Origin of the sequence: Streptomyces sp. C1-1, assembly GCF_050214755.1 — a bacterium.
In the GTDB taxonomy this organism is placed as follows: Bacteria; Actinomycetota; Actinomycetes; order Streptomycetales; family Streptomycetaceae; genus Streptomyces.
Map to the genome: position 1 here is coordinate 3,886,211 of NZ_CP189826.1, position 13,160 is coordinate 3,899,370.

The following is a 13,160-nucleotide window of genomic DNA, read 5'->3' on the forward strand; positions in this document are numbered from 1 at the left end:
GCTACTTCACCGCGACCTGTGAGATGTCCAGCACACCGGTCCAGTCGCTGATCACGACGTTGCGGATGTCCTTGCCGACCAGCCGCTTGTAGACGGGGTGGAACAGCGGGACGGTCAGCGCCTGCGCACCGATCTTCTTGTCCAGTGCACCCCACCGCTTGGCGGCAGCGTCAAGATCGGTCAACTTGTTGATCGCGTCAATCTCGGCATTGACCGACTTGTCGTTGAGCAGGCCCGTGTTGAAGTTCGCTCCGTCCTTGACTATCTGCCGGCCGTCGAAGATCGGGGCGAGGAAGGGGCCGCCGGAGGGCCAGTCGGCACCCCAGTGGGCGAGGAAGAACCCGGGCTCGGTCTTCACGCTGTGGACCTTGTCCCGGTAGTCGTTGTCCTGCAGGCCCTGCAGCTTGACGGTGATGCCCGCCTTCTTGAGCGCGTCCTGGACGGCGGTCGCGATCTCCGGGCTGGTCTCGAAGTCCTTGCTGGTGGAGTGCGTGAGCGTCACGGTGAGCCCGTTCTTGTAACCGGCCTGCGCCAGCAGCTCCTTGGCCTTGGCGGCGTTGCCCGTCCGACCCGCCGGGAACAGGTCGTAGGGCGTGTAGCCGAACGACTTCTGATTCGGCAGGAAGGTGGTGGCGGCCTCGGCGAGGGCGCTGCCGCCGGCCGCGTTGATCACCGACGAGCGGTCGATGGCGTACGAGATCGCCTGTCGCACCTTGGCGTTGTCGAACGGCTTGACCGTCGGGTTGAACGCTATGTAGTTCGTGTAGCCGAAGTGGCCGGTGCCGACGCGGGCGGCGAGTTCCTTGTCGCCGGTCACCTTGGCGAGTTCGGCGGGACCGAGGTTGGTGTCCGTGGTGACGGCGGTCGCGTCCGCCCCCTGGGACGCGGACAGCCGCTGGTTGATCACGGACGAGTCCAGTCCGGACCGGACGTCGACCTTGTCCGGGTAGGCCTTGCGTTCGTCGTCGGTCGCCGCCGACCAGTACGTGTTGCGCTCGAGCACCAGGTGCTCACCGTCGTTGTCGTTCTCGACGACCTTGTAGGGGCCGGACGAGACCGGGTGCTCCTCGTACTTGGTGCCGGTGTCCTTGGCCTTCGGTACGGGGGTGAACTGCGTCTGCGTGGCCAGGTACGGGAACTCGCCCTCGGGCTTGTTCAGGTGGAAGACGATGGTGCGGCTGTCCGGCGTCTCGATCGCCGACAGACCCTTCTTGTCCTTGTACGGCCCCTGGTAGTCCGCCGCGCCGACCAGCCAGTCACGCAAGTAGGGGGCGCCGCCGGACAGTTCGGGCGCGAAGGAGCGCTCGATGCCGTACTTGATGTCGGCGGACGTGATCGCGGTCCCGTCCTCGTACTTCAGGCCCTTCTTCAGGGTGTACGTCCACACGGTGGCGCCCTCGCTGGGGCGTCCGGTGTCGGTGGCGAGGTCGGGGACGACCTTGGCGCCGGCCGCGCCGGCCTCGCGGTTGCGGGTGGTCAGGGTGCGGAAGACCAGGGAGGGGACGTTTCCGCCGCCGGAGGTGTACAGCCGCGCGGGGTCGAAGTCCGTCTGGGGCTCGGAGTTCAGGACCGTGAGGGTGCCGCCCTTGTGCGGCGCGGAGTCGCCGGCGGAGCCCTTGGCATCGTTGTCCTGCGGCCCGCAGGCGGCGGCGCCCGCTGCCAGAACCAGGCCTACGGATGCCGCGGCCGCACGGCGCGCTATGTCGGACGGATGACGCATCGGATGGACGACCTCTCGAATGATGAGACAGAGTGACGAGGAGTGAGACGAAGATGCACACACGTCTGCCTGGGCGTCGGGTCGTCGAGAGCCGTGACGGAAGACGTCACGCGAAAGGTGAAGGGTCGCGACGCGAACGCCTGAAGGCGGACGTCAGCGACAGTGGATGTCGGCCACGCAGAGCGGGGTCACGCCGATGAGCGCCAGCTCGAAGGCTGCGCGTGCGGCGGCGTGGGGGGTCGACATGCCCAGAAATATGTACGAACTTTCTGCGCATGTCAACGTGACCTCTGAGGCGCTTGTCAACTCCCGGGATACGGCCAGGGGTTGGGCAGGCAGTGGATCCCGTCGTGGTCGAGGAACTTGGTCTGCTGCTGCATCACGGGTGCGAGCTGGCCGTTCTTGCTGCAGGTGACGTGGCCGTGGCCGAGCCGGTGGCCGACCTCGTGGTTGATCAGCATCTGCCGGTACGCGTGGATCCGGTCGCCGTACGTCTTCGACCCCTGGGCCCATCTGTACGCGTTGATCATCACTCGCTCGGTGGACGCCGAGTCGCAGGAGACGTTGTCCTCGGTGGTGTCGAGGCCGGACTTGGCGCACCACGTGGCCGTGGTTCCGGGGCTGGCGAGCGTGATGACGAAGTCGGGTTTGCCGCTGTCGACACGCTCGAAGGTCCGGGCGCCGTCGTGGGCCCAACTGCGGTCGTCGTTGAGCGTCTTCTGCACGGCCTCGGCGAAGAGGGCCCCGTCCAGGCCCAGTCCGCGCTCCACGTCCACGCGATACGTGTACTTCCGGCCCTTGCCGGGCGCCCGGTCGGTACCGGGGACCGCGTCGAACTTCCCCGAGCCCCGGAACGTGGCGCCGAGCGCGTACTTCTGGCCCATCGCCTGCTCGTACGTCAGCGTGGCGACGCCGGGCGACGGCGCCGACGGCGGCGTCGACCGCACGTCCCGCGCCTGGTCGGTGGCCGACTGCGTTCCCACGGCGGTGTCGTCGCGTCCGTGCGTGACCTGGCCGGCGACGACGACGGCCAGCACGGTGGTGACCGCGGCGGCCGCGATGCCGGTGAACGTCCGCCCCTTGGAGCCCGTGTTCTGCGCGGGGACACCGGTGGGCGGCGCGTCGTCCAGGTCGCCGTCGGTGTCGGAGGGGGCGGCCAGGCCGGTGTTGGGGGCCCGGTCGGCGACGGAGGGGTACGGGTCGGCGGCGTGCGCGGAGACGCCGGAACGGCGCGCGAAGACGTCGTCGTCCTCGTCCTCGTCGAAGGCGTCGAGGTAGTCCTGCCGTGGCCCGAACCGGGGCTCCTGGCGCTGCCGCGGTATGGCGAGACCGGGCCCGGCGGAAGGTCCGTAACCGGCGGAGGGACCACGTCCGGCGGAAGGTCCGTTCCCGGTGGAGGGTCCGCGTCCGTTTGCGCCCTGCCCCCTCAACTCGCCCCACGCGCCGCCTGGTTCGCGCTGCTGGGGGTGTCCACCCCGGACCTGGGGCACGCCCTGGGCCGGCGTCCCGCCGCCGAACCTCGGAACCCCGCGGGCCGGTGTGCCGTCGGCGAACCCGGGCACGCCCCCGGCGGGTGTGCCGTCGGAGGGGCGGGGAACCCGCCGTGCCGGCGCGCCGTCCGCCCGCTGCGCCGGCCCGCGCTCCCGTGCGCCCGGCGGCTCCTGCGCGGCCCGGTTCCCGCGGCCGGCACGCTCACCCTCGGCCTCGCCCTTCGCTGCGGGAGCACTCCCGCGGCGGCTGTGGCGTCCCACGTCGCCCCTCAGCTCCCCGCGCTCTTGGCAGCGGTCTCGTCCTCACCGTCGACGGCACCGTAACCCGGTCCGTCGACGGCCGCACCATCGGATCCCGCCCGGGCGTGGCGGCTCCCGGAGGGCACCCCCTCCGGCAACTGCCCGGTCTCTTCGAGGAGTTCGAGGAAGGCCCTGGCCACGGTGTCCGGGTACTCCATCATCGCCACGTGCCCCGCGTCCGGCATCGTCAGCAGACGGCGGTCACGGAAGGCACGGGCCGCCCTGTGGGCCATGCGGAAGCCGACGAGCTGGTCCCGGCCGCCGTAGATGAGCAGGGTGGGGGCGAGGACGCGCTCGGCCTGGCGCCACAGTCCGTGCTGGCCGCCCAGGGTGTACGCGTTGACGATGCCGCGCGCGGAGCGCGTCATCGCGTCCCAGAAGTACGGCAGTTGGAGGCGGCGCTCCATCTCCTCGACGGCGTGGCGAAAACCCTCCGGCGTCACCCGCCCGGGGTCGCCGTAGCACAGCGCCATGACCCCGGTGACCCGCTGCTCCGCCGTCCACTCCCGGGTGAGCCGGTAGAACAGCGCGGCCACTCCGGGCAGCGCCAGCAGCCCGGTGGGCACCGCGCTGCGCTGGACGCGGATCTCCGGCAGGGCCGGCGACACCAGCGTCAGGGTCCGCACCAGATCGGGCCGCAGGGCCGCCACGCGCGTCGTCACCGCACCGCCGAGCGAGTTGCCGAAGAGGTGCACCGGGCCGCGCCCGGCCGCGTCGAGATGACGGATCACCGCGCGCGCGTGCCCGGTGACCGAGTAGTCGCCGTCGTCCGGCGGCGGCGAGTCGCCGAAACCCGGCAGGTCGAGGGCCTCGCCGTCGACGACGCCCTCCAGCTCCTGCATCAACGCCGACCAGTTCTGCGAGGAACCGCCGAGTCCGTGGACGTAGAGCGCGGGCGGCAGCCCCTCGCGCGCGGGCGGTCTCGCACGAATGGTCAGCGTGATTCCGGGCAACCCGACCGACCTGAGCCGCTCGCCCTCGGCGACCCTGACGGGCGCGACCTTCGGGAGCACGTTGATCGCCGGTACGGACGGCAGCTCGGTCGAGGACATGCGGCAATGTTACGAGACGATCACGCAGGGGCTCATGTGTTCGCCGTCACAGATGACAACAGGTGACCTGCGGATCGCATGGCGTCCGCATCGGGTGTTGCCTAGGCTCGTACAGAGGGCACCCGCTGTAGCCCCTGCTTCTCCCAGGGACATTCGTAGGAAGGGAGCCCATCATGACCGTAGACCCCACCGATCCCGAGGCGTTCGCCGACGAAGAGGCCCGCAAGGCATCGGAGTTCGACGTCGAGGCGCCGGAGAACGACGCCGCCGAGCAGCAGGCGGACCTCACTCCGGACCAGGACGAACCGCTCGACGACGTCGACCCGGCCCGCGCGAACGAGGCGGACGTCGTCGAGCAGCGCCGCGTCGTCTCCATCGACGAGGACGACTACCGCTGACACGGGACACGAGTGCATCCACGGGCCCCGCCGAGCAGGAAAGGAGCACGCTCCTGCCCACTCCGGCCCGCCCCGAAACCACCCGTCCGGCTTTCGTCGCCGTCCGGTCCGTGAAATTCTGCGCTCGCACCGCGCACACAGGGGTTACCGAAAAGTACGATGGCCGCGCGGCGCACACCGCATGTGGACGAATTTGGGAGGCGGCGTGACAGCCATCGAGCAGACAGAGGCGGCGCGCCCGAGGGGCACGCGCCTGCCGCGCCGAGCCCGACGGAACCAGCTGCTGGGCGCCGCCCAGGAAGTCTTCGTGGCGCAGGGCTACCACGCGGCCGCGATGGACGACATCGCCGAGCGCGCCGGCGTCAGCAAGCCGGTGCTCTACCAGCACTTCCCGGGCAAGCTCGACCTGTACCTGGCACTGCTGGACCAGCACTGCGAGTCGCTGATCCAGGCGGTGCGCAGCGCGCTGGCGTCGACGACCGACAACAAGCAGCGCGTACGGGCGACCATGGACGCCTACTTCGCGTACGTCGAGGACGACGGCGGAGCGTTCCGTCTGGTCTTCGAGTCGGACCTGACGAACGAGCCCGCGGTGCGCGAGCGCGTCGACAAGGTCACGAACGAGTGCGCGGAGGCGATCTGCGACGTGATCGCCGAGGACACCGGTCTCTCGCGCGCGGAGTCGATGCTGCTGGCCTCCGGCCTCGGCGGACTGGCCCAGGTCGTGGCCCGCTCCTGGCTGCACAGCGACCGCAGCGTCCCGCGCGACCAGGCGGTGCAGCTGCTGACCTCGCTGGCCTGGCGCGGCATCGCGGGCTTCCCGCTGCACGGCACGGACCAGAACCACTGACACCCACGCGCGCGCGTGGGCGCCGTACAGGACACCACGTCACTGAGGGCACGCACGCGCGCGTGAGGGTCGTTTGTTCCCGTGGGCTGTTCGCTCCTGGCGTTCTCACGCGGAACGTGTACGTCCCCTCACCGGGCTAATGTGTGCTGGGTACGGCGCGGATTGGTCGCGCACTTCACTGACCGTCGGAGGGACATAGCCGTGGAGGTCAAGATCGGCGTGCAGCACGCGCCCCGCGAGATCGTTCTGGAGAGCGGTCAGAGCGCCGAGGAGGTCGAGCGGATCGTGGCCGAGGCACTTGCCGGGAAGTCGCAGCTGCTGACCCTCGTGGACGAGCACGGCCGCAAGGTCCTCGTCCCGGCCGAGCGCCTCGCCTACGTCGAGCTCGGCGAGCCGGCCCCGCGCAAGGTGGGCTTCGGCGCGCTGTAGTCACACGCGACGACAGGGCCCGGCGACGTCGAGTCGCCGGGCCCTGTCGCGTTTCGCGAGGGTGCCGCGAGGCCGCCGCGAGCGATTCTCCCCTTCACGGCGAGCGGGTTTCCCCTCCACGGATGGAGCACAGGTCGTGCACAGAGGAGGATTGCATTCCGCAGGTCACGGGTATGACGGGCTACGACCGTGATACGCGCCGTGCGCGCTGTGTGGCCGTGTGGGAGGGACACCATGATGTTGATCGAAGCACTCGGCTCCGCTCTGCTCGGTCTCGTGCTGGCGTGGACGGCGAACCGCCGCCTCGCCCAGCGTCTGCCGGCCCGTTCCCTGGTCCTGGCGACCGGTGTCGCCGGAGCCCTCTTCGGCGCCTTCGTCACGCACAGCGCCTTCGACCCCGGCAACTCCCTGCTCGTCCTCGTCGGCGCGGCGATCGTCTCGGCGGCGTCCCTGTCCCTGCTGCTGCGCCCCGCGGGAAGACTCCGCCGGCGCCAGGCACCGGCATAGATCCTCCCGACGACGGCCGCGACGGCTCCCCGTAGCGGAACAGCTCCCCCGTGAGGGCGTGCGCTAGGCGGCCAGCCCCAGCGCGGCCATCCGCTTGGTGTGCGCCTCGGTGATCCGCGAGAACATCCGTCCCACCTCGGCCAGATCGAACCCGTCGGCGACCCCGCCCACGAGCATCGTGGACAGCGCGTCCCGGTCGGCGACGACCCGCTGGGACTGCGACAGCGCCTCACCCATCAACCGCCGGGCCCACAAGGCGAGTCGCCCGCCGACCCGCGGATCGGCGTCGATGGCGGCGCGCACCTTCTCCACCGCGAACCCCGCATGTCCCGTGTCGTCGAGGACGGCCAGGACCAGCTCCCGGGTGTCCGAATCGAGCCGGGCCGCGACCTCCCGGTAGAAGTCGCTGGCGATCGAGTCACCGACGTACGCCTTGACCAGCCCCTCCAGCCAGTCCGACGGGGCCGTCTGCTTGTGGAAGCCGTCCAGGGCGGCGACGAACGGCTCCATCGCCTGGGTCGGCTCCTCGCCGATCTCGGTCAGCCGGTTCCGCAGCCGCTCGAAGTGGTGGAACTCGGCCGACGCCATCTTCGCCAGCTCCGCCTTGTCGGCCAGCGTCGGCGCGAGTTTCGCGTCCTCCGCGAGCCGCTCGAACGCCGCGAGTTCGCCGTAGGCGAGCGCGCCGAGCAGGTCCACGACGGCGGCCCGGTACTGGGGTTCCGCGGAGGCCGTGGCCCAGTCCTGGGCCGCCACTCCGGTCTGCTCGGCGGGTGCGTCAGAGGTGTTGTCAGGCGTCGTCATGAAGCGCACAATAGTCCGCTCGCCGGGCTGCGGAAGGCCCTGGTCAATCAGTGTGATGACGGCTACGTGACCAAATCGGCCATCGCATGTGCGCGATTCCGGGGTACAGTGGTAATGCGCCTGCCGAAGTATCGACAGGCCGCACGTATGAGGATGCCCGGTCGGTGGCCCGATCGGCTCCGACCCGACAGACCTCCAAACCGTACGGCACATCGCGTACGGCCTCCGGAGGGACACCCTCAGCGGTACGAGCGCTAGAGCGTCGGCAGTGGTCCCGTGCGTTACGGCAAGCCCGTAAGGCAGCCGACGTCCCCGGCACGGTCCGTCAAAGACCCCCGCGCTCGCCTCGCACCGCGCACACAGAAGAGGCAGCACCCTGACTACGACGTTCAGAGATCTCGGAATCCTTCCCGAGACCGCCGAGGCCCTCGAGGCCGTCGGCATCATCAACCCCTTCCCCATCCAGGAGATGACCCTCCCCGTCGCCCTCTCCGGCACGGACGTCATCGGCCAGGCCAAGACCGGCACCGGCAAGACGCTGGGCTTCGGTCTCCCGCTCCTCGAGCGCGTCACCGTCCCCGCGGACGTGGAGGCGGGCCGCGCGAAGCCCGAGGACCTCACCGACACCCCGCAGGCGCTGGTCGTCGTCCCCACGCGCGAGCTGTGCACGCAGGTCACCAACGACCTGCTGACCGCGGGCAAGGTGCGCAACGTGCGCGTACTCGCCATCTACGGCGGCCGGGCCTACGAGCCCCAGGTCGAGGCCCTGAAGCAGGGCGTCGACGTGGTCGTCGGCACCCCGGGCCGGCTCCTGGACCTCGCGGGCCAGAAGAAGCTCAACCTCAAGCACGTCAGGTGCCTGGTCCTGGACGAGGCCGACGAGATGCTCGACCTGGGCTTCCTGCCCGACGTCGAGAAGATCATCGACATGCTTCCGGTCAAGCGCCAGACCATGCTGTTCTCGGCGACCATGCCGGGCGCGGTCATCGGCCTCGCGCGCCGCTACATGTCGCAGCCCACGCACATCCGCGCCACCGCGCCGGACGACGAGGGCGCGACCGTCGCGAACACCGCGCAGTACGTCTACCGCGCGCACAACATGGACAAGCCCGAGATGGTCGCGCGGATACTGCAGGCCGAGGGCCGCGGGCTGGCCATGATCTTCTGCCGTACGAAGCGAACGGCGGCCGACCTCGCCGACCAGCTCAAGCAGCGCGGTTTCGCCGCCGGAGCGGTCCACGGCGACCTCGGCCAGGGTGCCCGCGAGCAGGCGCTGCGCGCCTTCCGCAACGGCAAGGTGGACGTCCTCGTCTGCACCGACGTCGCCGCGCGCGGCATCGACGTCGAAGGCGTGACGCACGTCATCAACTACCAGTCGCCGGAAGAGGAGAAGACCTACTTGCACCGCATCGGCCGCACCGGCCGCGCGGGCAAGAAGGGCATCGCGATCACGCTGGTCGACTGGGACGACATCCCGCGCTGGCAGCTGATCAACAAGGCGCTGGAGCTGAAGTTCAACGACCCGCCGGAGACGTACTCCACCTCCCCGCACCTCTTCGAGGAGCTGAGCATCCCCGCGGGCACCAAGGGTGTCCTGCCCCGTGCCGAGCGCACGCGCGCGGGTCTCGAGGCGGAGGTGCTGGAGGACCTGGGCGAGACCGGCGGCCGCGGTGCGCGCGGTCGCGGTGGCCGGGGCGGCGACCGGGGCGGCCGGGACGAGTCCCGCTCCGCCGACCGCGAGCGTCCCGCGGGTACGCCGCGACGGCGCCGTCGTACCCGCGGCGGGGCGGTGACGGACGGCGCGGCCACGTCGGAGACGGCTGCCGCGGCCGAGGTCACGGCAGCCGAGGAGGCCACGGGCACGCGTACCCCGCGCCGCCGTCGCCGCACCCGCGGTGGGGCGTCCCAGGAGCCGCTGACGGCCACGGTGACGGCTCCCGAGGCCACGGCGCCCGTGACGGCCGCCGAGTCCGCCGTGGACGCTGTCGAGGGCACCCTGGACACCGCCGGCGGGACCGCGGCGAAGTCGCGCCGCCGCCGCACCCGCAAGTCCGCGGAGCCGACGGTGGTTTCGGCGGAGACGACCGTCGCCGAGACCCCGGCACCGGTGGCCGTGGAGCCCGAGGCGTCTCCGGCCGAGCCGCGTCGTCGTACGCGCAAGGCGACGGCAGCCGCGGAGGCCGCGCTCGACACGGCCGAGGGGGCGTCGACGACCGAGTCGGCCCCGGAGGCGACGGAGACCACTGCGCGTCGGCGTACCCGCAAGGCCGCGGCGAGCACGGAGACGGTCACCGAGACGGCGGAAGCCGCCGAGGCCAAGCCGCGCACCCGTACCCGCAAGGCAGCGGCCACCGCGGCCGAGGCCGCGGTCGACACGGCGGAAGCCACGGAGACCAAGCCGCGCACGCGCACCCGCAAGGCCGCGGTGTCGGCCGTCGACACGGCGGAGGCCGCCGAGGCCAAGCCGCGTACCCGTACGCGCAAGACGGCCGCGGTCGCCGAGCCGCTCGCGGACACCGCCGAGGCCACGGAGCCCAAGCCCCGCACGCGCAAGACCGCGGCTGCGGTGGAGGCCCCGGTCGAGACGGCGGAGGTCGCGGAGACCAAGCCGCGCACGCGCACCCGCAAGGCGGCAGCCGCCGCGGAGACCGCCGTCGACACGGCGGAGGCCGTGGAGGCCAAGCCGCGCCGGACCCGCAAGAAGGCCGCAGCGGCCGAGGTCTCGGCCGGGATCCCGGCGCAGACGGCCGACGAGCCGGACGTGAAGCCGCGCACGCGCACCCGTAAGGCCGCGGTGGCGGCCGTCGACACGGCGGAGGCCGTCGAAGCCAAGCCGCGTACCCGTACGCGCAAGGCGGCGGCGACCGCGGAGACGGCGCTCGACACCGCGGAGGGCACGGCGACCAGGCCGCGCACCCGCAAGAAGGCCGCCGCGGCCGAGGTTCCGGCCGAGACCGTCGAGGCCACGCCCCGCCGGCGTACGCGCAAGGCCGCCGAGTCGGCCGAGGCCGTTACGGCGCCCGAGGCCACCGAGGCCAAGCCGCGCACGCGCGCACGCAAGGCCGCGGTGGCTGCCGTCGACACGGCGGAAGGCGCCGAGGCCAAGCCGCGCACCCGTACGCGCAAGACGGCCGTCGCGGCCGAGATCCCGGCACAGGCCTCCGAGGAGCCCAAGCCTCGGACGCGCACGCGGAAGGCCGCGGCGTCCGCCGAGGCTCCCGCCGACGCGGCCGAGGCCAAGCCCAGGGCGCGCCGCACCCGCAAGGTGGCGGCCGGCGCTGAGCCCACGGAGAGCTGACCGCTCACCCACCCGACGGCCCGGTCCACACCACGTGGACCGGGCCGTCGGCGTCCCGCCCCCCGCGCCACGTCCCCCACCTGCCACGCCCCCACCCCGCCCGCCTCCCCTCCCCGTCACCCCGGCCGGATAACCTCACCCTTATGAGCAGGCCTCCGAGCTTCACCCCGCCTCCCGGTGCCCGCGCGTATGCCCTGCGTACCGGGCGTGGGGAGTTCGCCGTCGTGGACGCGCCCGCGGCGGCCGGCGTTGCCGAGAAGGGCACCGCCCTCCTGCTCCCCGGCTTCACGGGCAGCAAGGAGGACTTCAACCCCCTGCACCTGTCGCTCGCGGCCCGTGGCTACCGGACCGTCGCCGTGGACGGCCGGGGCCAGTACGAGTCCGACGGCCCGGAAGAGGACGAGTCGGCCTACGCGCAGAGCGAGTTGGCGCGGGACGTCCTCGCGCAGGCCGCCGCCCTGGGCACGCCGCTCCACCTCGTGGGCCACTCCCTCGGGGGGCAGATCGCGCGGGCGGCCGTGCTGCTGGACCACTCCCCGTTCCGCTCGCTCACCCTCATGGCTTCCGGACCGGCGCACATCTCCGCCTCCCAGCAGCAGCGTGTCAAGCTGCTCCGCGACGCCCTCGCCGTGATGTCGATGGCCGAGGTGTGGGAGGCGATCCAGGCCATGGAGACACCCGAGGAGACGGACACCGGCGAACTCGACGCGGGTCTGGACGACCAGGAGGATCTGCGGCGCCGCTGGCTCGGCAACAAGCCCGCCCAACTCCTCGCCACGGGCCGCCAGTTGTGTGTCGAGCCGGACCGCGTGGCGGAACTGGCCGCCGTGCCGCTGCCCTTCCACGTCCTGTCGGGAGAGCGCGACGACACCTGGCCGGTGCCGCTCCTGGACGAGATGTCCCTGCGGCTGCGCGCCCACCGCACGGTCATCGAGGGCGCCGAGCACTCACCGAACACCGACAGGCCCCTCGAAACGGCCCGCGCGTTCGCCGACTTCTGGGACGGGACGGCCGCCGCCTAGAACGTCCACGCGGGACCCCGGCTAGTACTGCGTCTGCAGGTGCTCCCAGAAGCCGTCCCGCAGCGCACGCCGCAGATCCGCCTGTCCGCGCAGCGAGTACTGCAGCAGGCCCTCCGCCTCGACCAGCAGGTCCTGGTCCACCGAGCCCGGCAGATACGGGTGCCCGGGCAGCAGCTCGACCAGCGATTCCCGCCCGCGGGCCGCCAGCCACTTCGCCGCGATCTGGGCGCCGACGAAGCGGACGTTCTCACGGGTCGGCCGGGTGGTGCCGGCCTCGTAGGCGGGGGCGGTGCGGCGGGCGACGTAGGGCTTGAAGAAGTCGAGGTCCAGGGTGCGCTGGCTGTCGACCTCCCAGAGCAGGGGCTCGGCCTGGTTGCGGCCCTCGGGTGCCTCGATGCCCCACAGGTGGACCCGGGCGCCGTACCCCTGCGCCGCCTCGACCGCCGACACCAGGTCCTCGTCGCCGCCCAGCAGAGCCGCGTCGCTGATCGCGCGGTGCCGGGCCAGGGACTCCAGGTCGGTCCGGATCAGTGAGTCGACGCCCTTCTGCTGGTTGTTGGCGTTGAGGTTGCCCAGCCGGACCTTGACGTCCGGGAGCTCGGCGATCGACTGCTGCTCGGCGGTGTGGATGCGGCGTCTCGCGCCGTCGTACCAGTAGACCCTGAGCAGCCGGCTGTCCGCGAAGACCGTGCGGGCCCGGTCGATGAGGGCCTCGATCAGGCCCTCGGCGTCGAGGTCGAAGGCACGGCGGTCCTCCGTCCCGGCGACCAGGCGCCCCGCGGCCGCGTACAGGTATCCCGCGTCGACGAAGATCGCATGCGTCGAGGGCGTCTTCGCAACCTCGGCGAGCATGCGCTGCAGCAGCTCGTTGGTGCGGTCGATGCGGGCGGTGAGGGCCGCGAGGTCGTCGTTCATCACCTTCATTGTCCCGGCGGTCACGCTGCGAACACAACCGGTCCCGGTCGGTCTCGTCGAGTCGTCTCGACGGTCCCTTACCGGCTAGTAGTTAGCTGTTCGAAAAATTTCCTTAGCGTAGGGAATGTTTGTAACACGCAGCCCGTTGACTGGAACAGAACCACGAGACGAAGGGAGAGGCCATGCGCTTCGAAATCATGCGACTCGACGAGGTCGACGGAACGCCCGTGGACAGCACCGTCGTGGATGCCGCCTCCGTCAACCGAATCGTCCAGCAGGCCGCCGCCATCGGGCAGCGACTCTGGATCCGTCCGGCCGACACCACGGCCTTGTAACAGACACTGACGCGGATCACCGCCGAAGCTTCGAAGCCCCTGT

Annotated in this window: 13 protein-coding genes; 7 read left to right on the plus strand and 6 right to left on the minus strand. The window is 71.4% G+C overall.

Features of this window, described 5'->3' with window-relative positions; translation table 11 throughout:
- Position 1 precedes the first annotated feature (1 nt).
- The 4 genes from ACQF4J_RS17530 to ACQF4J_RS17545 all read right to left on the minus strand — a co-directional run bounded on the left by ACQF4J_RS17530 (position 2) and on the right by ACQF4J_RS17545 (position 4,562).
- A complete protein-coding gene (locus tag ACQF4J_RS17530) occupies positions 2 to 1,720 on the minus strand; it encodes an ABC transporter substrate-binding protein (protein WP_427166073.1) in 1,719 nt (572 codons plus the stop codon).
- A gap of 153 nt (positions 1,721 to 1,873) precedes the next feature.
- Positions 1,874 to 1,966, minus strand: coding sequence for an Ms4533A family Cys-rich leader peptide (locus tag ACQF4J_RS17535; protein WP_351566574.1), 93 nt, complete (start codon positions 1,964 to 1,966; stop codon positions 1,874 to 1,876).
- 56 nt (positions 1,967 to 2,022) lie between these two features.
- On the minus strand, positions 2,023 to 3,471 hold the full coding sequence (locus tag ACQF4J_RS17540) for a DUF3152 domain-containing protein (RefSeq protein ID WP_427166075.1): 1,449 nt from the start codon (positions 3,469 to 3,471) through the stop codon (positions 2,023 to 2,025).
- Positions 3,472 to 3,479: 8 nt separating this feature from the next.
- Positions 3,480 to 4,562, minus strand: coding sequence for an alpha/beta fold hydrolase (locus tag ACQF4J_RS17545; protein ID WP_351566568.1), 1,083 nt, complete (start codon positions 4,560 to 4,562; stop codon positions 3,480 to 3,482).
- 173 nt (positions 4,563 to 4,735) lie between these two features.
- On the opposite strand from ACQF4J_RS17545, the gene ACQF4J_RS17550 reads away from it, so the two are divergent.
- From ACQF4J_RS17550 to ACQF4J_RS17565, 4 genes are all read left to right on the plus strand, one after another.
- Positions 4,736 to 4,960 (plus strand): hypothetical protein, encoded by a 225-nt coding sequence (locus ACQF4J_RS17550; RefSeq protein WP_351566565.1) that lies wholly within the window; start codon positions 4,736 to 4,738, stop codon positions 4,958 to 4,960.
- A gap of 205 nt (positions 4,961 to 5,165) precedes the next feature.
- A complete protein-coding gene (locus ACQF4J_RS17555; protein WP_058923384.1) occupies positions 5,166 to 5,810 on the plus strand; it encodes a TetR/AcrR family transcriptional regulator in 645 nt (214 codons plus the stop codon).
- A gap of 201 nt (positions 5,811 to 6,011) precedes the next feature.
- Positions 6,012 to 6,239, plus strand: a complete 228-nt coding sequence (locus tag ACQF4J_RS17560; RefSeq protein WP_142142321.1) for a DUF3107 domain-containing protein — start codon at positions 6,012 to 6,014, stop codon at positions 6,237 to 6,239.
- Positions 6,240 to 6,476: 237 nt separating this feature from the next.
- The gene (locus tag ACQF4J_RS17565; protein WP_351566606.1) at positions 6,477 to 6,746 is read left to right on the plus strand and encodes a hypothetical protein; all 270 of its coding nucleotides are present in this window, start codon (positions 6,477 to 6,479) and stop codon (positions 6,744 to 6,746) included.
- 63 nt (positions 6,747 to 6,809) lie between these two features.
- On the opposite strand, the gene ACQF4J_RS17570 is transcribed toward ACQF4J_RS17565, so the two are convergent.
- A complete protein-coding gene (locus tag ACQF4J_RS17570) occupies positions 6,810 to 7,547 on the minus strand; it encodes a ferritin-like fold-containing protein (RefSeq protein WP_351566562.1) in 738 nt (245 codons plus the stop codon).
- Positions 7,548 to 8,016: 469 nt separating this feature from the next.
- On the opposite strand from ACQF4J_RS17570, the gene ACQF4J_RS17575 reads away from it, so the two are divergent.
- The gene (locus ACQF4J_RS17575; protein ID WP_427166079.1) at positions 8,017 to 10,845 is read left to right on the plus strand and encodes a DEAD/DEAH box helicase; all 2,829 of its coding nucleotides are present in this window, start codon (positions 8,017 to 8,019) and stop codon (positions 10,843 to 10,845) included.
- A 143-nt stretch (positions 10,846 to 10,988) separates the two neighbouring features.
- Positions 10,989 to 11,867, plus strand: coding sequence for an alpha/beta fold hydrolase (locus tag ACQF4J_RS17580; protein ID WP_351566556.1), 879 nt, complete (start codon positions 10,989 to 10,991; stop codon positions 11,865 to 11,867).
- A gap of 21 nt (positions 11,868 to 11,888) precedes the next feature.
- Here ACQF4J_RS17580 and ACQF4J_RS17585 read toward each other — a convergent pair whose 3' ends face one another.
- Entirely contained in the window at positions 11,889 to 12,782 is an 894-nt protein-coding gene (locus ACQF4J_RS17585; RefSeq protein WP_351800650.1) for an NYN domain-containing protein, read from the minus strand.
- A gap of 182 nt (positions 12,783 to 12,964) precedes the next feature.
- On the opposite strand from ACQF4J_RS17585, the gene ACQF4J_RS17590 reads away from it, so the two are divergent.
- Positions 12,965 to 13,117 carry a hypothetical protein gene (locus tag ACQF4J_RS17590; protein WP_142142316.1) on the plus strand — a complete coding sequence of 51 codons (153 nt, stop codon included), beginning with the start codon at positions 12,965 to 12,967 and terminating at the stop codon, positions 13,115 to 13,117.
- Positions 13,118 to 13,160: the final 43 nt, after the last annotated feature.